Raw genomic sequence first — 19,318 nt, forward strand, 5'->3', positions numbered from 1 at the left:
CCGGATGCGGATCGTAACCACGAGGGCGAGGTTGTACCGAACCCTGCGCAGCGCTTATCTCGAGCGTGCCCACGTGTTGCCGGAGGCGACCATTCTCTATCGAGCGAAACGATACGACTTTCACGAATCCCTGGTTGAGGGGCTTAACGTTGTGCAGGCCGGGCCGGTGCGCGCCGCCTGGCTGCTGGCCCGGTCGAAGGTGATCACGCTCGAAATCAACGAACCGCTCATGCTCTCGAGCGTGTGGGGCAGTGCGCTGGCCATCAGCGGCTTGCGAGTGCGGTTGCTGTTCGGTGGCCCGCGCGCGACGATCGTCAGCTACGCCATGGAAAACTCAAATCCCCTGGTTCGCCCCGTCGGCGAGGAGGGTCGACTGCGGCGCTTCGCCAACAGCCACCTATCGCGGTTTGTCTGGCGGCACACCGATCGCATCGCGTTCGGCACTGATGCCGCGAGAATAACCTACGGCAGTGCCCTGCGTTGGCCATCGGTCGGAACCACGAGCACCGTCATCCCGGCCTTGCCGGCCCCGTGTGCCTGCCCGGTCGATTTCGGCCCTGGTGAGCCGCGCGTGGTCTTTCTCGGAGCCCTCGTGGCCCGGAAGGGTTTTCCTGAATTGCTTGCGGCCTGGCCGAACGTCACCGCTCTCATTCCTGCAGCTCGGCTGACCATCATCGGCAAGGGGACCCTCGAAGGCCGGGCCCGTCAGGCGGCCGAGCAGGACCCGACGATAGAGCTCATCATCGACCCGCCGCGAAGTGAAATTCACGCTCACCTGCGGCGCGCGGGAGTGCTCGCCCTGCCGTCTCAGCCCACGGCAACGTGGCGCGAGCAAATTGGTCTGCCCATAGTTGAGGGCCTGGCCCACGGGTGTAATATCGTCACAACGTCGGAGACCGGCCTCGCGGACTGGCTCACCGAGCACGGCCACGATGTCGTTGCCCCCGGGGCAGGGGTTCCGGCCTTGGCAAACGCGGTCATGCACGCCCTGCAGAAGCGGGTTGGAACCGGCGCGGCAATCGTTGCCGATCTGCCGGCGGTCGACGGGCGCTTAGCCGCCGACGCCTGGATGTTCGTCGGGGCGCGCTAGAACGGCCTGTTCGGTGGGTGGGTGCTCAGCGCGCTCGAACGGCGCGCACCGCGCACTCGTACGCCTCCAAGTGCCCGGCCACGCCGGTCTCCCAAGTGCGGGCCGAAAGATTGGGACGGGCCGTGTGGCACGAGAACCGCGCGGCGGCGAGCGCATCGGTGAGGGCCCGGGGCGAGAGTGCATCGGGGTAGGTCATTACCCAGTCGCCGCCTACCTCGTTCGCTAGCGCCTCGGTTACAGTGTTCCGCGGCACCAAAACGGGGCGGCCGAGAGACAAGGCCAACAGTGCGGCACCGGAATTGTGCATCTCCTGATAAGGGAGGACGACCAGCTCGGCCTCGCCGATCTCGTGGGCAAGCGTCTCGTCGCTGGCATAGCCCAGGCTGCATTCGATGCGCGGGTCTCCGGCCGCCAGAGCTCCCAGCGTTCGGGCCAGCTCTGGAGTGTGGGGCTGACCGACGATTCGCAGCGTTGCGGACGATTCCGTAGCATCCGTTAGTGCGGTGAAGGAGTTGATCAGTGTGTCGATGCCCTTATAGGGGCGAATCAGGCCGAAGTAGAGCAGGCGACCGGGAACTGTCGACGGGCAGGTGTGGCCGGCATACGACTCGCGGTAATCGCCGTGTGCAATCGTGCGTTCGAGCGCACCCACCGGCAGGGGAGTGAATGGATTGAGCCTGATCCACAGGGTGGTCTGGCGGTCGAACGCATGCAGCAAGCGCCGCTCGGTCGGTGACTTCTCTTCGTGGCTGCGCAGGTTGTGCAGCGTACGCACTACGGCCGTGTGGCGGAAACGCAGTCGCGAAAGCAGAAGTGCGAACAGCAGGCGCCGCACCAAAGCTCGCGCCGGGGTGCGCCCTTGCAACAAAATCTCAGGCCAGTGCACATGGAACACATCATATGGTGCCGTCAACGCCCGCCACCAGGAGAATCCGTCAACCTGTAGGTGTTCCCGCAGCCCTCGGTCGAGTTGAACGAGGTAGGGGTTGGTCGTGGCGCGGCCCTCCGGAAACGACTGGAGGACGCGCACTATTTGGTCCGCGCCGGTTCCGAGTCTCGGCGGCCGGAGTCATCGAACGCGGCTTTGGGTGCTCGGGTGGCCGTGACCCGGTTGGCCGGTCCGGTCATTGGTGCAGACACTCCCTTCACGGGTGCGAGCGGTCCGTAATAGACCTCGGCGCGATGTTCGCGCACTTGGTTCAGCACGATGCCGAGAATGCGGGCGTTGACCGCTTCGAGGGACTCGAGAGTGGTCGTGAGCTGCTGGCGGGTGGTCGTTTTGTAGCGAGCTACAACGATGGCACCGTCGGTGAGGTGGGATAATCCGAGGGCGTCGGTCGCCGGAAGCAGGGGAGGGGAGTCGACGACGATGAAGTCATAGTCTTCGAGCAGGCGTTTCATCAGCGTTTTCATCGCCGCCGAACCGAGCAGTCGTCCGGGATTGGGTGGCACGGCGCCGGACGGCAGTACATCGAGCCCATCGGACCAGCGCACGATAGCATCTTCGGGTCCGACGTCGCCGAGCAAAATTGTGGTGAGGCCGACGTCGCCCTCAAGATCGCACAGTTCGGCGATAGACGGGCGTCGCAGGTCGGCATCGATCAGCAGCACCTTCGCGGAGCGCTCGGCCATGGCTAACGCAAGGTTGATGGCGGTCGTGGATTTTCCGTCGCGAGCGACGGCGGAGGTGATAACTGCACTGTGCGGCGGGCTGTCAACGTCGATGAATTCGAGATTGGCGCGCACCCGGCGGTAGGCCTCGGCCAGAGCACTGTGGGGCATTACCCGCATGGCCAGACCCGCGGGGTCGGAGCGCCGTTTACGGCCGACCATGCCGAGCAGTGGGTCCGACGAGACTCGGTCGAGGTCCTTCTGCGTACTCACCCGGGTATCGAGGACCTCCCGGGCCAGAGCATAGAGTACGCCGACCATCAGACCGAGCAGCAGACCGGTCAGCACGATGAGCTTGGTATTCGGAGAAAACGGTGCACCGGGAAGTTGCGCGGGCGACACGGTCTTCACCGAGATCGACGGCAAATTGTCGGGGCCCTTGGGCGCCAGATTCTCGACCGTCGTGGCGAGCGACAGTGAAACAGCGTCGGCCAGATCGACGGCCTGCTCCGCTGACCCGCTGAAGGCGGTGATATTGATAAAGACGGTATTGAGCGGTGTGACGGCGGACACCTGGGCGGCGAGGTTCTGGGTGGTCGTATCAAGCCCTAATCGGGTGATCACCGGGCCGAGAACGGTCGGTGTCGTCGCGAGCTGCGCATACGACTGCACGAGATTCTGCGTGAAGGTGGAGGTCTGCAGGAGTTCGCTGGTGGTCTCACCGCGGTCGCTGGTAACAAAAACACTATTGGTGGCCTGGAACTGCGGGGGCTGGCCGGCCGCATAGCCCCACGCTGCCGCACCGCCGAGCAGCCCGACAATAAGGATGATCAGCCATCGCCTCGTGATTGTCCTCAAATAGTCGATCGGTTCCACAGCATTCTCCGTTCAGTTGCGCCCACACTACAATCAAGCTGATCAAAACTCACAATTGTCAGTTTGCAGTACATCCCCCAGTAGGGGGGTACGTCGCCGAATAGTTCAGGGACGTTGGAATATTCCGTCCAGATACGAGCGGATTTCCAGCTACGGCCGGGGCACTCCGACGCCTCCCAGCGCGGTCATGTCTCGAAACCACTTGGTCAAAGCGAGCGCCAGATACAGCGCATTAGCGACAAAGAGCACGGCGTACACCCCGAAGAACAGCTGGGGAGCGCCGAGCAGCACAAAGGCGAGGCAGAGCACGCCGTAATCGGTCGGCGCCCCCAGGAATGAGCGCAGCACCGTGCGGCGAGCGGTCGATGGCGCGGCCAGGGGATCGTGCTTGGCCTTGAGCAGATCGTTCAGGATCATCGCGAAGAAAGACACGGCCGCCACCACCGTAAACCCGATCGGAACCAGCAGCCAGGCCGGATCGTTAAAGGCAAAATGTGTGAACGCAGTGATCAGCACGGCCAGGTGGAGCGTAGAAATCTTGATGGCGTCGATGACATGGTCAAGCCATTCGCCGGAGGCTGAACCGCCTCCACGTAATCGTGCGACCTGGCCATCGGCCGAGTCGAAGGCGTAACCGACGGCTAGCAGCAGCCAGACAGCGATACCGAGGAGCCAACTCGGTTCGCCGATCGCGAGCAGCCCGATCGCGCAGAAAGTGAAGCCGGCGCTGATCGCCGTTACGTTATTGGGGCTGAGCCCTAGCTGATAGGCGCCGGCCGCGAGGTAACGGCCGACTCGTCGGTTCACGTATACCGAGTAGACCGGTGCCCCGCGGGTGGCGGTTTTTTGGGCGCACGACAACCGGCGCACAATGTCGAAATAGCTTTCCGCGGGCTGCGCGGCCGGGGCCGGAGTGCTGGTCATAGTGTGATTCCCCTGGACGGTGCGGTTGACGGTTGCCGGCTCATGGTCTCGGGAAGGCTCCAGGTCGACTCCTCGGCACGGCCGTTGCTTTGGCGGTGTGTGGTGTAGCCGGCGGCCACGCGTCGGGCAAGGCCCTCATAGCTTGCCGTGACGCTGTCCCAGTTGTATAACTTCGCCGCCCGCTCCTGCAGCGCGGTTCCGACCTCGGCGGCGCTATCGGGGCTGAGCTCGGAGTCTTCGATCAGGGCGCCGAGCGATTCCGCCCGGCTGAAGTAGGCACCGTGGGTGCTGAGCACCTCCCGGTTGAAGACGACATCCCAGGCGATGACCTTGGTGCCAGCGCCCATCGCCCGCAGAAGCGAGGGGTTGGTTCCGCCGACCGAGTGGCCGTGCAGGTAGGTGTGTGCGTGCGCGTACAGCTGATCGAGTTGGCTCTGATCCCACACGCTTCCGATCATGCGGATGCGCGAATCGCTGGCGGCGAGGTCGGCAATACGATTGATGTGATCGACCGCGTAGGGCGCAGAGCCGACCACCACGAGCGGCAGCAACGCGCCGCTGGCCCGGTACCCTTCGACGATCACATCGACATGGTTCTCCGGCTCGAACCGCGCGACGACGAGGTGGTAGCCACCGGGTCGGAGTCCGAGTTCGGCGAGCCGGTCGCACGGGGTGTCTCGCAGAATCTTGGTGCCGTAGGAGATCAGCTCGGTGGGCACCTCGAACTCATCCTGGTAGTAATCGACGATTCCCTGCGCGTCGGCGATGAGGGCATCCGCTTCACGAACAGCTACCTCTTCGGCCCACCGATAGTAGCGTCGGCCGGTTGGGCCCCACTTGTCGCGCTTCCACTCGAGTCCGTCCACATGCACCACGCTCGGAATTCCGCGCAGGCGCAACAGGGGGACGAACGGTGCATTGGCGGCGTTGAAGACGAACGCGACATCGGGGCGGTGATGCACGCTCGCGTGCAGCACCGAGAGCCCGGTGTGGCTGAGTGTTTCGAGAATCTTGTGCCGCATGGCTGGCAGCTCAACCAGCGTCATGCCGAGATATTCTTTCGGTGCCGGCTCCACTGTGTGGCGACAGTACACGGTTACGTCGTGGCCGCGGTCGACCATTCGTCGGCCGATTTCCTCGACGGCCGTTTCGAAACCACCGTAGGTGGCGGGTACGCCGCGGGTGCCGATCATTGCGATGTGCAGGCGTCGTTGGCTGGTGGGCGCAGTGTGTTCGGTCCCCGCGGTCATGTCAATATGCCCCTACTGGTTGAATGACGGTCTTGAAGGTGCGCCAGATGATCATCAGATCGCCGGCCAGCGACCAGTTCTCGACGTAGTACAGGTCGAGCCGTACGCTGTCTTCCCAACTCAGGTTGGAACGTCCGTTGACCTGCCACATGCCGGTCAGACCTGGCTTGATGTAAAGGCGTCGGTGCACGTGGGTCTCGTAGCCCCGTACTTCCTCCGGAAGCGGCGGACGGGGGCCGACCAGACTCATTTCACCCACAAAGATGTTCCAGAGCTGGGGCAACTCGTCGAGCGAATACTTGCGCAGCACCCGGCCGATCTTGGTGATGCGGGGGTCATTGCGAATCTTGAACAGCACCCCGGCGGCCTCGTTCTGGTCGAGGAGGCCCGCCAGGTCGTCTTCTGCCGTCTGCACCATAGAACGGAACTTGATCATGCGGAAGGTCTGGCCATTGCGGCCGCAACGCTCCTGGCGAAACAGCACAGGGCCGGGGCTGTCGAGCTTGATTAGCACAGCGATAGCGGCCAGGACGGGCAGCAGAAACACGATGGCGAGTCCGGTCGTCACGATGTCCAGGGTGCGTTTGAGGGCATGACGGCCCCCTTCGAACCGGGGGATTTCGACGTGGATCAGCGGGAGGCCGTCAACGGGACGGAAGTGGATGCGGGGACCAGCGACGTCCGTCAGCCGGCTGGATAGGACGAGCTCGGCAGACGTGCCCTCGAGGTCCCAGCCGAGGTTACGAATGTAGGAACTGCCACCGCTGGGCTGCCCGGCTACGATGACCGTGTCGACGCCCATGGCCGATGCGGCCGCGGCGACATGTTCGAGATCGGACACGATCGGCACAATACGGTCGCCAGCGGCTATCTCAGCGCCATCGCTCTCTTCGAGTGCGGCCCCGACGATGTAGTATGCGGCGCCGGACTTGGTGTCGATCTGGCTGACGACATACTCAACGTCCTCCCGGTTTCCCACCACGATGACCCGGGCGAGATAATGGCCGAACGTGCGTTGGTGCAGCAGCCATTTGCGCCACAACCACCGTTCGAATACGAGAGCGATAACGCCGAGGGGCAGCGCGAGAATGAAAAAGAGGCGCGCGATGTCAACCTGCAGAATGAGAAAGGCGATGGCGAGCATACCGAACGTCACGGCACTCGCGTTGACAACCTGTTTGTACTCGTGCGCTCCCACGCCCACTACACGCGAATCGCGGGTATGGAACAGCTCGAGAGCGACGAGCCAGGTCACCACGATCAGCAGGGACACCAGCCAATAGTTGGCGCTGAACGATCCGGGAACGGCCGGAATGCCGCGCACGCCGAACTGGAAGACCAGTGCAACAGCCACGGCCAGCACGATGACGGTGACATCGGTCAGGCGCAGCTTCGTGCGGTAGCGGCGCGCCCAGATAAGTCCCGACGACGGGGTGTCGAGGGCAATGTCGAGGGGCGCTGACGTGGCCTGGCCGACGAGACGGAGCTTCGGCACGCGGGGAAGGGAATTGCCTGCCGGAAGTGGCGCGGGGGAGTCTGGCTCAATCATGCGTTCTTCCCGGTGTGATCGAACGCCAGGGTGCTGCCAGATAGGGACACAGGGGTGCGCTCGACACCGGCCTGGCGCAGGTGGCGCTGACGGTGAAGTGGTGGGTCGGGGTGTGTGTCACGTTGCATTCCCTGCAGTCGGGTTTACAGGAACAGGTGGTCTTAGGTGACGATGCTGGCACTTGTCTTTCGGTGGAGCGCGGCAGTGAAACTGATTCTTTCTCAGTAACTTACTGGCAGAGACTACCCCGATTCACGTCGGCCGCGCTGTGACCTCAACGGGGGACACATTCCGCGTGCTGCGTGCAGCAGTCCGTCGCGGACTGTCCCGGTACCGCCACGGATGGTTCGGAGCCTCATTCATGTCCGATATTGCGGCGCACTTGCGCATTATTGGCGGCCGCGCACTCGCACGGTGCGGGTCGTAGGCTGATCGGAGCCAACGCATTGCCGGGGAGAATTCACATGACTGAAAGATTTACGAGATTGCCCGTCATCGACGGGCACAACGATCTTGCCTGGGCCAGCCGCGCACATCGTGAGTATTCCGTCAGCGGACTCGATTCCGAGCGGGATTCCGGACGCAGCGCGCTTCAAACGGATGTCCCCAAGTTGCGTCGCGGAGGCGTGCACGGCCAGTTCTGGTCGGTCTGGGTGCACACCGATCTGGAGGGGACGGATTCAGTGCAGGCAACCCTCGAGCAGATTGACTTCATTCACCGCCTGATTGCGGCGTATCCCGATGACTTCGAGCGGGCCGTCACGGCCGCCGACGTCGAGCGCGCCCAGTTGAATGGAAGAATCGCGTCGCTGTTGGGAGTCGAAGGTGGCAATCAGATCAACAACTCGCTCGCCGTGCTGCGCGGGTATGCCCGCCTGGGTGTGCGCTATATGACGCTGACCTGGAACTCCTCGACCGAATGGGCTGATGCAGCCGTGGGCGATGTGACCCACGACGGGATAAATGATCGAGGGCGGGCTGTTATCGCGGAGATGAACCGCATCGGCATGATGATCGACCTCTCGCACGTCTCGGCCGCGACCATGCAGGACGCGCTCGACGCGACCGAGTTGCCGCTCATCTTCAGCCACTCGTCGTGCTTTGCCCTCAACCCCCACCCTCGGAACGTGCCGGATGAGATTCTTACCCAGCTCAAGGCCAACGACGGTGTGCAGATGATTACCTTCGTGCCAGCGTTCATCTCGGCAGACTACCGACGCTGGGAAGACGAGGGCTCGGTGGGGGACAAGCCGCTCGTGACGGTCGTGCACGTTGCCGACCACGTTGAGCATGCCCGGCGGGTCGCCGGCGCCGATCACATCGGTCTCGGCGGCGACTTCGACGGTTGCCCCGATATGCCGGTCGGCCTGGCGGACGTGTCGGAATACCCGAACCTGTTCGCGGAGCTGGCCCTTAGGGGCTGGAGCGACGCCGACCTCGCCAAGCTCGGTTACCAGAACGTGCTGCGCGTGCTGCGCGCCAATGACCCCGCTTACCGCGCGTTCGTCGCGTAGCCGCTGGCCGAGGAGGATCAACCATGTCGTGGATTGTTTTGATTGTGGCCGAGCGTCATCTATAGCGGGGCGCTCGTGCTCAGCATGGCTGGCCTTAGGCCATGAGGAAGATTTTGATCTGAACGGCTTATACCGTATGGGTGGGAATCGGTGCCGCGCTGACGGTGACCTGGTCGATGGTCACCGGTGATAACAGCGTTTCCTGGCTGAGAATCACGCTGCTGCTCGGCCTGATCTGTTGCATCGTCGGACTCAAACTCGTCGATACCCCACCCAAAAGCTGCAGCTCTCGGGGACGGTTCTTCGAACGTGTCGACGAGCACGCGCTAACCGAGGAGTTCGTCAATGTAACACCAGCGCCATGATTCCCGCGGCTCAGCGCTGCACATGACGGCGTGGCCGGACTGTTGGAAATGCTTGGTCGCATACTGACCCACGGATGAATCGCAGCACCCCACATTTCCGCAGACCAGGCACATTCGAAGGTGTACCGGGGCTGTGCCTTCGCGCATGCAGTCGGTACACTCTGGGACCTGCGGCACTGAATGCTCGCCCACGACCCGTAGGTGCTCGCAGCCGCCCGCGCCCAGGCGGGCTTCGCCGTTGTCGCGCCGGTTGGCGGGTCGAGCTGGGGTGCGCGCGTCGATGTCCGCACCCTCGGGCGAGGAATCCAACATGGATTCCTCCACGTCGAGCATCTCCAGCACTTCACTGATCACCTCGTGTGCGTAATCGCCGGTGCGGCGCAGCTTCAGAACTCTGGCGCGCTCCGCATCGAGCATGGCCAGCCGCAGTTGCACGTAGCGCTTGCTGGGAGTGCGGAATGCGAGCTCTGAACGTCCGAGGCGTTCCCATGCTGCCCTGTTGCGTTCCTGCGTGCGGCGTTCAAGCATGGCCACCACCTCCGGAGAATCGTCGGGTCGGGTGTGCTGGCGCAGGTTGTCGATTCCCGCGGCGGTGGCTTGGTCCATCAGCGCGGCTTGGCTGAGCGCATCCGCGTGGGTATCTGGGCCATGCACGCCGAGGACCCTTACCAGCCATGGCAAGGTTAGGCCTTGCACAACCAGCCTTCCCGCCACTACTCCCAAAGCTGCGAGAACGAGGACGGGGCGGTGTGCGACGTCTTCTGGCAGGGCGAACACGGCAGCGAGGGTGACCACACCGCGCATACCCGCCCAGGACACGATGGTGGGCAACTGCCAGGGTGGTGCCGGGTCAGTCGCGCGAATTTTGGGTATCAGGCGAGGCAGATAAATCGCCGGAAACACCCAGACCGGGCGCAACAGGAGAACCGCAACAAAAACGACAATACAGGTGCCCCAGATTCGCGCGGCGCCAAGCGAATCGCCGGAGGTCGCCTCAATGATTGAGCGCACCTGTAACCCGATCAGTAGAAAGACGGAGTTCTCGAGCAAAAACTGGACGGTGGCCCAGTTGCTCCGCTGGCTCAATCGGGACGCGCCGCCGGGCATAGCTGGCGTCTTGGTGCCGATCACGAGGCCGGCCACGACGACAGCCAACACGCCCGATGCGTTGATCTCCTCCGCCGGGATATAGGCCACGAACGGGGCTGCGAGAGACATGGACGTGTTTATGGCGACGTTGCGCACCCGTTTTCGGATCTGCAATAGGAGCCACGCCGCGATCAGTCCGATCACGACACCTCCACCGGCGGCCAAAGCGATGCCAGACGCCACCTGCCAGACGGTGACGCTGCCGCCAATAGCAACGATCGCCGTGCGAAGAAGCACCAGTGCGGTCGCATCGTTGACCAACGACTCGCCCTCCAAAAGACTCACTACCCGGCGCGGTAGCCCAACTCGACGGGCAATCGTGGTCGCCGCTACCGCATCCGGCGGAGCCACCACCGCGCCCAGGGCGAACGCCGCAGCCAGCGGAATCTCCGGGATCAGCCACCAGACGGTGAGGCCGATGGCTACAGTTCCGAAAATAACGTAGCCGACCGACAGCAGAGCGATAGAACGCAGGTTTGTGCGGAACTCGACCAATGAGGTGCGGATGGCGGCCGCGTAGAGCAACGGAGGCAGGATGCCCACCAATACCAGTTCCGGATCCAGCTTGACCGCTGGAATGAACGGCAGGTATGAACCGATAACGCCAACGACCACCAGTAGCAGTGGACCGGACAGGTTCAGGCGCTTAGCAAGAGCGCTGGCCGCGCAGACGACGGCGACGAGAGTGAGCAGAACGAGTGCGACATCCATTTTTTACCGCCACGAGTTGCAGAGGACTGACTACGGCAAGATGTGTCCGGCGGCAGTGAAGAGTCGATACCACTCTTCCCTGGTGAGGGTGATATCAGACCCCGCGGCCGAATCGACGAGGTGCTGAACGTTGGTCGTTCCGAGCACGACCTGCATATGGGCAGGATGACGTGTGATCCAGGCCACGGCAATGGCAGCCGGGGGAGCATCATACGCTCGCGCGAGGTCATCGATGACCTCGTTCAACGCGGCGTAGTTTTCTCGATCGTTCAGAAAAATACCGTCGAAGAAACCCTTCTGAAAAGGCGACCAGGCCTGGAGCGTGATGTTGTTGAGTCGGCAGTAGTCGAGGATGCCGTTGTCCCGGTCGATTGACTGGTCCAGGCCGGCCATATTAGCCGAAACCCCGGCGGCGATCAGCGGCGCATGCGTGATGCTCAATTGCACCTGGTTGACGATTAGTGGCTGGGTCACTGATCGTTTCAGCAGCTCGACCTGCCCCGGAGTGTGATTGGAGACGCCGAAATTAAGCACTTTTCCCGCATCGTGCAGAATCTCGAAGGCCTCGGCGACCTCATCGGGTTCCACGAGGGCGTCGGGACGGTGCAGCAGCAGCAGGTCGAGGTAATCGGTTCTCAACGCCGCGAGTGATTCGTCGACGGACCGCAGGATGTGCTCCTTGGAGAAGTCCCAGAAGCCCGATCGAATGCCGACCTTGGACTGGATGGCGACGTTGGCCCGTTCCTCGGCGGAAAACGTGACCGCGTCGCCGAAACGCCGCTCGCATTCGTGGGGCTCGCCGCCATACACATCGGCGTGATCGAAGAAATTCATGCCGGCGTCTCGGGCGGCCCCAACCAAAAATCGAATTTCCTGGTCGGCGAGCGGAACAATTCGCATCAGCCCGAGAATGACATCGGAGACCGGGAAGTGTGTATTCGGTAGCGTCATTGTCCTCATGTACCCATTCTGGATGCAGACGGGCACAAACCGCCGTTCAGCGGTCACATTCGTACCTTATTTGAGTTTGGGGACGAGGTCGCTCAAAGCGGTGATCGTGTAGTCCGGTGCCGCAAAGTAGCTCGGGTAGGCTTCGTCGGTGCGGTTCAACCACGCGGTGCCCAGGCCTGCCCTGGCTGCCCCGTGGATGTCCCAGGGGTGCACAGCCACCAGCAGCAGGTCGGCCGCTTTGACCCCGCACGCAGCCACGGCATAGTCGTACGCAGCCTGAACCGGCTTCCACGCCGGTGCATCTTCTACCGTGAGTACGGCCTCGAAGTCGCTCCGCAGCCCGGCCCGGGTCAGCAGGGACTCGGCTACCTGATCCGATCCGTTGGACAACGTCACGAGGCGCATCCCCGCGCTTTTCAGGGCTTGGATTCCGTCAGCGATGTCCGGGTGCAGGGTCAATGATTCGAAGCCGTGCATGATGTGGGTCACGGCATCGTCGAGACTGCGCGTCGGGGCGACGTCGCGGAGCAGTCCGCGCAGAAGCTCCGAACCGATCGCCGAGAATTTGGCAGTTCCACCCGCGGCAGCGAGGGCGAATCCATCCCGCAGAAGCGCCGCGAACCAGATTCGGGCCAGGTCGGCCGGGGCGCCGATCTCTACGAATCGGGCGCTCAGCGGGGACATGTCGGAGAGAGTCTCGTTGACATCGAATACGATCACTGATGGTGTGCTGGTCATGGCTCGCTCCGTGGGTTGGTGGGTGTGTCGGTCGGTTTTAGGCTTCCGATGAAGAGGCGCGCGTCTTCGACCTGGGCCTCCGTGAGACCCTTGTTCCTATCGGGCTGCACCAGAAGTGTGGGCCGCGTCTGCGCCGAGGCCCAGTCGACGGCATCCTGGCGCAGGATATCATCGATCCAGATCACCGCCTCGGGTTCAGGATCCTGCCGGGCCAGCCAGCGGTCGACCCAGTAAAGTTTGGCGGTGGGTGCCGGCGCTGACGGATCAGCGTGCAGTTTGCGCGGAAAGGCGATGCCCTCCGTTTCTGCGGAAAGACCGAGGTCTTTGGTCAGGTGAAAGGTGTGCGTGGGCGACCAGGTGGTCGCCCAGACGATGGATCCGAGCTCGGCGAGCTGACGGATGAGCTCTGCGCGGGGTGGATCCAGCTTAAGTCGCTGGTTGACGACGCGCGGGTTCAGCACTCCATCGACGTCGAGCAGGATAAGAACGGTGCGCGTGATCACCATTTGAGCCTAGATGTTCGTTTCGGATGATGTCGCTACTGCCAGCTTTCACAGCTGTCGCTGCGGCTGGTCGCGGACTGTCGGCGGACGTTGATGATTACCGTCTGAGAGCAGGACTGGGGCTGATCCCGGACGACGCCGGACGAGTTACCGAAGCCAACAGGGTCCAAAACGCCAGCCAGCCTTGGTTCGGACCAGTTGCCAGGTAGAACTCACTGGTGGACCGGGTCGTCAGCATGGCCTCCGCCGCAAGTTGACGCTCGGCATCGTCTTCGGCCATCGCCGTCAGATAGTCGAGGTAGCCCGTCCCCTTCATCGCACCGATCGCACCGATCCTTGCTTGGGAGGCCTGCCCGCGGCCGTCCTCGCGACTTTACTGCGTTATCGAAAATCTAGCTCTGGGTCGATTTGTCCTGCGGCGTCCACTTGTCGGAATATCCGATCCGACAGCGATTCGTCTCGGGCCAGCAGTCCCGCGGGATTTGCTCGCAGCCAGTCACGGACTTGGTTCGCATGACCTTCCGCCGGGAATACGGGATAAAACACGTGCCGGATGACATACCCGTCGACGACGAGAGTCATCCGCTTGAGAAGCGTCAAGCTTGCGACCGTGAAGGTCGGGAGTTTGAGCGCTCCGGCCAATCGCCCATTCTCGTCCGAGAAGAGCGGGTAGGTCAGGTGCAAGCGCCCGACGGCCTCGCGTTGGTAAGCGCTGCTCTGCACGGAGAGCCCGGTCACGCTTTGGGCACCGGACTCATGGAGCTCACCCAAGTTGTCGCGAAAACTGCAGGCTTCGGCGGTGCACCCTTTTGCTCCAGCAATGTCTGTCCATCCGATTGGCTCGGCCTCGCCCGGGACACCCGTTCGTGGATAGATAAACATGATCCACCGCCCGGACGAGACATTCTTGATGCTCACCTCACCACCCGATGTCGATTCAAGGGCGATGTCAGGCAGGTGCAATCCGATCAGGTGATCGGCGGCACCATCGCCGATGGGCATCGGGAGGGCATCCGTCATAAGGCCACTTTTAGTGATGTGGAGACCGTCAAGGAGTCAGTCCGAGGAATTTCCGGAGTGGGCTGGTGCCGTCGACCGTGAACGCATGCCTGGGCCGGTTCAATGTTTCTGCAGTCACAACCAGTTTCTGACTCTGGGCTACTTCGCCGTCGCGCCTTTTGAGGCGGTCGACGCCGTTTTCCCGGTAGCCCACTTTGCGCGATACCGCCAGCGACGCCGGATTGTCGACAAAGGCGGCCGAGGTGACCTCGGCGGCATCGAGATGATCGAACATGAAGGCCGCAATGGCCTGACGCATCAGGGTTCCAATACCTCGCCCCTGATGTTTCGCGCCCAGCCAGGAACCCGTTTCACCCGTTCGAGTGACCAGATAATCCCTGGTGGAGATGCTCTGGCAACCAACAACGTCGCCGTTGAATCGGACCGTGGTCTCCAATGTCCAGGATGCTGGCTGCATTGTCGCTCGCTGCGCCCAGTGATACTGCAGGAGCCTTAGTTTGACCTCCTCGGTGGATCCCAGGGTCCACGGAAAACCGAAGGGCATCTCGGTCGGCGAATGGATCCCGGACTGGGCGAGCGCTACCAGGCTCGGCAGGTCGGAGTCGCGAACGGGCGTCAAGCTCAGCGGGCCACAGGTGATCATGAGCCCAAACGGCGGCCACAAATTTTCGATCGGTTCTGGCATTTCATCAGCCTATTGGTCTGGATCTTCAGCGTGCCTGGTGAACGAGCCGGCGGATGCAGACACTCTCATCGACAAACGGCGCGGAGATACCGATTTCGACACGGCATTTTTAGTCACGCTAGCCGGACCGCGGGCACCCGACGACGACGATTCGACTGAGCTGCAGCTCCTAAACCGTACTGTCGAGGGCCCTTTGACGGTGCTTGCTGGACCAGTTGCCCGAGCCTCGAAATGGGCATAAAAAAAGCCACTCCCCGATTTCCTCACAAATGAGTTTTCTAGGGAGTGGCGATGGTGGCCCCGACCGGCGTCGATCCGGTGACCTTTCAATTTTCAGTCGAACGCTCTACCAACTGAGCTACAGGGCCCCAAAGACACGTCAAAAACGCGTCTTCTAAGGAAAAAAGCCCTTCCTTTCGAAAGAGCTAGATTTCCTTTGCGACCCTGACCGGACTTGAACCGGCGACCTCCGCCGTGACAGGGCGGCGCGCTAACCAACTGCGCTACAGGGCCTCGATGTGAAAATTGTGAATCTGTGTGCGAGGCACTTGGTAAGACTATTCTATTTCTCGTTTTTTATTTACTACCGTGTACACGTGCGGTTTGCGTAGCCCCAACGGGATTCGAACCCGTGTTAACGCCGTGAAAGGGCGCCGTCCTAGGCCGCTAAACGATGGGGCCGTGAGCCATAAGGTTCATGGCTGCCGAAGAGTAAGCATACGGTCTTGTGGGGTGAAGGCCAAATCGACGCGCGCAGCATCCGCTTGAAAGCTGGCCCTTTTGTGACGCCAATTCGCACCGCGCCCACAAATGTGCGGGCCACAGGCCTCTTCGCGAGTTAGATTCGGCGTTGAAACTGGGCGAAACTTGCCCAATTTGTTACTCTAAAGAGTCTGCCGCGGCGCAAGCTGCGACGGTCAAGCCCGTTGGGAAGCAATGATTCGTTCTACAGCCGTGATCGGCCGCACCAGAAACTCTCCGGCCAGCCGTTTTCGAGTGAGTCGTCGGTGGCCGCGGCACGGCCTGGCGCTGACCAGCGTCGTGGCAGCCATGACCCTTCTGGTCACGTTGGTTGCCCCGGTTGCCCCGGCGCGAGCCGTCGACTACCCCTCGTGGCAGGATCTGGAGAACGCCAAGGCGAACACCAACGCCGCCGCCGTGCAGGTGACCGCGATCGAAAATCTCATTGCCGGTCTGCAGGTACAGGTGCAGGAGACGCAGGCCGCCGCCGAGAAGAGCGCCATCGAACTCGAAGACGCGCAGCGAGAATTTGACGATGCCACCCGTCGGGCCGAGGACATCCAGAAGCAGGCCGACGAAAGCAAGACCACAGCGGATGCCGCCACCAAGCAGGCTGGCCAGCTCGCCGCCCAGCTCTACCGCACCGGTGGCACGAATCTGAGCGTCAACCTGTTCCTGGAAGGCGAGGGGGACGGGGCCGATGCCGACCTGCTGCTGGCGAAACTCGGCAACATGAGCAAGCTGGTCGAGCGCAGTTCGGACGTGTACGACGACGCTCAGTCCGCCATGAACAACGCCCAGTCGCTCGGGGACCAGGCCAAGGTCGCCCAGGCGGAACGCGAAGTGCTGCGCGTCGCCGCCGAGGCCGCTCTCATTGCGGCCCAGGCTGCGGCCCAGGCTGCGGCCAATGCCCTCGCCGAATCCGAAGCCAAGAGCATCGAGCTGGAGCAGCAGCTCCAGTTCATGCGTGACACCCAGGCCACGACGACGGCCGGGTATGAAGCTGGAGTCGCCGAACGCGCCCGCCTCGAAGCAATTCGGGTGGCGGCCGAGGCTGAGGCAGCTCGGGTGGCCGCGGCCGCGGCCGCGGCTGCAGCGAGCGCCAGCGGCGGCTCCGGCGGAACCGTGAGCATGTCCGGCTGGGGCGTTCCGGCCAGCGGACGCATCACCGGTGGCTATGGCCCGCGCTCGACCATTTGCGGCGACGGCGGACAGTGCAGCGGAAGCTTTCACTACGCTACCGACCTCGGCACCGGTTGTGGCGCCCCCCTCTACGCCGCCCACGCCGGCGTCGTCACCTGGGCCGGGCGCCTCGGCACCTATGGCAACTTCGTGAAGATCAGCCACGGCGACAATGTCTCGACCGGCTACGCCCACATTCGCGATGGCGGCTACAACGTCCAATCCGGCCAGTCGGTATCGGCGGGGCAGCTCATTGCCACCTCCGGACGGACCGGTGCCGCCAACGGCTGCCACCTGCACTTCGAAGTTTGGATTGGTGGAAATCGCATCAATCCCGTTCCATTCATGGCCGACCGGGGAGCAACACTTGGCTGACAGCACTACACCCGCACGGGGCACCGCAGCGGTACCGAGCACCACGGCTCGTGTACGAGTTCACGAACGATCGAAGCGTCTGTTCTCGGCCGTCGCGATCGGCGCAGTATCGGCTGTGACGGCATCCGTTGCCGCGGCGGGCGGGGCGGCGTTTGCCGCGCCGGACTACCCGAGCTGGAACGACGTCGAGAAGGCCAAGCAGAACGAGTCGACCAAGCTGGCCGAAATTGCCACGCTGGGCGAGCTGCTGGACGGTTTGGCCGCCCAGGCGGCGACAGCCGTGACGGCCGCACAGATGGCGGCCGAGGAGTATCGCATCACCCAGGATTCTCTGGCTGCCGCCACCGAGCGGGAAGCCAGCCTGAACGAGCAGGCGAAAACTGCCGAGGCTAGTGCTGCGACGTCGAAGATGCGGGCCGGCCTGATCGCAGCCCACCTCGCCAAGTCCGGCGGCAACGGTCTCTCACTGAACCTGTTCTTGAATGGCAACAGCGCCGATGATCTGCTCAGCCAGCTCGGTACGGCCAGCAAGCTCAGCGAACAGTCCGAGCAGATTTACACCGAAGCGCGCCAGGACCAGAACGCGGCTGAATCGCTCGGCGACCAGGCGGCATCGGCAACCGACGAACGAGAACGCCTCACCATAGAGTCGAAGACCACCTTTGAGGCGGCAGCTGAGAGCTCAGCGGCGGCCGAGGCCGCCTACGACACCCAGCAACGCCGGTCGAGCGAGCTGTTCGAGCAACTCGCCCTGCTCAAGGACACGACGGCCGAGGCCGAGCGCAGCTTTCACGTCGGTGAAGAAGCGGCCGCTGCGGCGAAAGCGTTCGCGCAGGCTCAGGGCTCTGCTGCTGCAATAGCGAATGCTGCGGCTGCCGCAGCAGCGCAAGTGGCGCAGGACGCCGCGGCAGCTGAGGGTTCCGGGTCGGGCTCGGGTTCTGGGTCCGGTTCCGGGTCTGGCGCCGTCACTCCCGTGCTGCCGAGCACGCCGAGCACGCCGAGCACGCCGAGCACGCCGAGCACGCCGAGCACGCCGAGCACGCCGNGAGCACGCCGAGCACGCCGAGCACGCCGAGCACGCCGAGCACGCCGAGCGCTCCGGCCGGCGGCGGTACGACCGTTCTAGCGCCGAATGCGAGTGTGGTCGACACCGCTCTCGCCTTTGCCAACGACCAGCTCGGCGACCGGTACGTCTTCGGCGGCTCCGGCCCCGACGCCTGGGACTGCTCGGGTCTGACTAAGGCGGCCTACGCCGCGGCGGGCATCTACATTGGCACCCACTCGGCCACGAACCAGTACAACACCATGGCGCGGCAGGGCAAGCTCGTCTCCTTCGCGCAGGTTCAGGTGGGCGACCTGGTGTTCTGGGGCAGCCCCGGCAACTATTATCACGTGGCGATTTACGTCGGCAGCGGGCAGGTTCTGGAAGCCCCAAATCCCTCGGCGCGCGTGCGGGTGCACAGCATCTGGTCCTCTTGGGCGGTCGCGCCCTACGTCGGGCGCCCCGCCGCTTAACCTCAGAATGGGGCTTCTTCCACTGGCCTGCCAGCGGAAGAAGCCCCATTACCTTGCGGGTTAGTGGCCCTCTTCGGCGAGCTTTGCGATGCCGTCAACCACGATCTGGTTGGCTTCGGCGGCATCGCCCCAGCCCTCGATTTTGACCCACTTGTTCGGCTCGAGGTCCTTGTAGTGCTCGAAGAAGTGCTCGATTTCCTTGCGGGTGTACTCCGGAATGTCGAGGACATCCTGGATGTGGTCCCAGCGCGGGTCGCCAGCCGGAACGGCGATGACCTTGGCGTCTGAACCGCCGTCATCGGTCATGTTGAACACGCCGACCGGACGTACGGAGACGCCAACGCCCGGAAACAACGGGTAGTCGAGCAGCACGAGCACGTCGACCGGATCACCGTCGAGGCCGAGGGTGTTCTCGAAGTAGCCGTAGTCGGTGGGGTACATGAAGCTCGTGTACAGCACGCGGTCGAGATACACCCGGCCGGTCTCGTGGTCTACCTCGTACTTATTGCGGCTCCCGCGGGGGATTTCGATGACTGCGTCGTATTCGGCCATGGCCTTGTTTCTCCCTT

At 63.1% G+C, this 19,318-nt stretch carries 16 protein-coding genes and 3 tRNA genes; 4 read left to right on the top strand and 15 right to left on the bottom strand.

Features of this window, described 5'->3' with window-relative positions:
• Window positions 1–4: 4 nt before the first annotated feature.
• Window positions 5–1,090, top strand: coding sequence for a glycosyltransferase (locus CXY73_RS12195; protein ID WP_104177851.1), 1,086 nt, complete (start codon window positions 5–7; stop codon window positions 1,088–1,090).
• A gap of 25 nt (window positions 1,091–1,115) precedes the next feature.
• On the opposite strand, the gene CXY73_RS12200 is transcribed toward CXY73_RS12195, so the two are convergent.
• The 5 genes from CXY73_RS12200 to CXY73_RS12220 form a co-directional block, all read right to left on the bottom strand.
• Window positions 1,116–2,120: a glycosyl transferase gene (locus CXY73_RS12200; RefSeq protein ID WP_104177852.1), complete on the bottom strand. Its 1,005-nt coding sequence runs from the start codon at window positions 2,118–2,120 to the stop codon at window positions 1,116–1,118.
• Window positions 2,120–3,577: a polysaccharide biosynthesis tyrosine autokinase gene (locus CXY73_RS12205; RefSeq protein ID WP_104177853.1), complete on the bottom strand. Its 1,458-nt coding sequence runs from the start codon at window positions 3,575–3,577 to the stop codon at window positions 2,120–2,122. The genes CXY73_RS12200 and CXY73_RS12205 overlap by 1 nt, the downstream gene beginning before the upstream one ends.
• 150 nt (window positions 3,578–3,727) lie before the next feature.
• Window positions 3,728–4,501 carry a CDP-alcohol phosphatidyltransferase family protein gene (locus tag CXY73_RS12210; protein ID WP_104136188.1) on the bottom strand — a complete coding sequence of 258 codons (774 nt, stop codon included), beginning with the start codon at window positions 4,499–4,501 and terminating at the stop codon, window positions 3,728–3,730.
• The gene (locus CXY73_RS12215) at window positions 4,498–5,751 is read right to left on the bottom strand and encodes a DUF1972 domain-containing protein (protein ID WP_233198301.1); all 1,254 of its coding nucleotides are present in this window, start codon (window positions 5,749–5,751) and stop codon (window positions 4,498–4,500) included. The genes CXY73_RS12210 and CXY73_RS12215 overlap by 4 nt, the downstream gene beginning before the upstream one ends.
• Window position 5,752: 1 nt before the next feature.
• Complete coding sequence (locus tag CXY73_RS12220) at window positions 5,753–7,300, bottom strand: sugar transferase (protein WP_104136186.1); 1,548 nt, start codon at window positions 7,298–7,300, stop codon at window positions 5,753–5,755.
• Window positions 7,301–7,764: 464 nt separating this feature from the next.
• On the opposite strand from CXY73_RS12220, the gene CXY73_RS12225 reads away from it, so the two are divergent.
• Window positions 7,765–8,814, top strand: a complete 1,050-nt coding sequence (locus tag CXY73_RS12225) for a dipeptidase (protein WP_104177854.1) — start codon at window positions 7,765–7,767, stop codon at window positions 8,812–8,814.
• A gap of 326 nt (window positions 8,815–9,140) precedes the next feature.
• Here the strand turns inward: CXY73_RS12225 and CXY73_RS12235 are convergent, their stop codons facing one another.
• The 9 genes from CXY73_RS12235 to CXY73_RS12285 all read right to left on the bottom strand — a co-directional run bounded on the left by CXY73_RS12235 (window position 9,141) and on the right by CXY73_RS12285 (window position 15,617).
• Window positions 9,141–11,039, bottom strand: coding sequence for a Na+/H+ antiporter (locus tag CXY73_RS12235; RefSeq protein WP_104177856.1), 1,899 nt, complete (start codon window positions 11,037–11,039; stop codon window positions 9,141–9,143).
• A 30-nt stretch (window positions 11,040–11,069) separates the two neighbouring features.
• The gene (locus CXY73_RS12240) at window positions 11,070–11,999 is read right to left on the bottom strand and encodes an aldo/keto reductase family oxidoreductase (protein ID WP_104136176.1); all 930 of its coding nucleotides are present in this window, start codon (window positions 11,997–11,999) and stop codon (window positions 11,070–11,072) included.
• Window positions 12,000–12,056: 57 nt separating this feature from the next.
• On the bottom strand, window positions 12,057–12,728 hold the full coding sequence (locus CXY73_RS12245; protein ID WP_104177857.1) for a haloacid dehalogenase type II: 672 nt from the start codon (window positions 12,726–12,728) through the stop codon (window positions 12,057–12,059).
• The gene (locus CXY73_RS12250) at window positions 12,725–13,231 is read right to left on the bottom strand and encodes an HAD domain-containing protein (RefSeq protein ID WP_146071744.1); all 507 of its coding nucleotides are present in this window, start codon (window positions 13,229–13,231) and stop codon (window positions 12,725–12,727) included. Before CXY73_RS12250 ends, CXY73_RS12245 begins: the two co-directional genes overlap by 4 nt.
• Before the next feature lie 381 nt (window positions 13,232–13,612).
• A complete protein-coding gene (locus CXY73_RS12260; RefSeq protein WP_104177860.1) occupies window positions 13,613–14,251 on the bottom strand; it encodes a peroxiredoxin in 639 nt (212 codons plus the stop codon).
• A 28-nt stretch (window positions 14,252–14,279) separates the two neighbouring features.
• Window positions 14,280–14,936, bottom strand: coding sequence for a GNAT family N-acetyltransferase (locus CXY73_RS12265; protein ID WP_104177861.1), 657 nt, complete (start codon window positions 14,934–14,936; stop codon window positions 14,280–14,282).
• 292 nt (window positions 14,937–15,228) lie between these two features.
• Window positions 15,229–15,304 (bottom strand) — tRNA-Phe (locus CXY73_RS12275).
• A gap of 71 nt (window positions 15,305–15,375) precedes the next feature.
• Window positions 15,376–15,449 (bottom strand) — tRNA-Asp (locus CXY73_RS12280).
• A 95-nt stretch (window positions 15,450–15,544) separates the two neighbouring features.
• Window positions 15,545–15,617 (bottom strand) — tRNA-Glu (locus CXY73_RS12285).
• 255 nt (window positions 15,618–15,872) lie between these two features.
• On the opposite strand from CXY73_RS12285, the gene CXY73_RS12290 reads away from it, so the two are divergent.
• Together CXY73_RS12290 and CXY73_RS12300 are read left to right on the top strand one after the other, a co-directional pair.
• Complete coding sequence (locus CXY73_RS12290; RefSeq protein ID WP_104136160.1) at window positions 15,873–17,234, top strand: M23 family metallopeptidase; 1,362 nt, start codon at window positions 15,873–15,875, stop codon at window positions 17,232–17,234.
• 1,140 nt (window positions 17,235–18,374) lie between these two features.
• Window positions 18,375–18,749 (top strand): C40 family peptidase, encoded by a 375-nt coding sequence (locus CXY73_RS12300; protein ID WP_104177864.1) that lies wholly within the window; start codon window positions 18,375–18,377, stop codon window positions 18,747–18,749.
• 60 nt (window positions 18,750–18,809) lie between these two features.
• On the opposite strand, the gene ppa is transcribed toward CXY73_RS12300, so the two are convergent.
• Window positions 18,810–19,301, bottom strand: coding sequence for an inorganic diphosphatase (ppa, locus tag CXY73_RS12305; protein ID WP_104177865.1), 492 nt, complete (start codon window positions 19,299–19,301; stop codon window positions 18,810–18,812).
• Between the last annotated feature and the right edge of the window lie 17 nt (window positions 19,302–19,318).

Origin of the sequence: Cryobacterium sp. Y50, assembly GCF_002929805.1 — a bacterium.
Lineage (GTDB): Bacteria > Actinomycetota > Actinomycetes > Actinomycetales > Microbacteriaceae > Cryobacterium.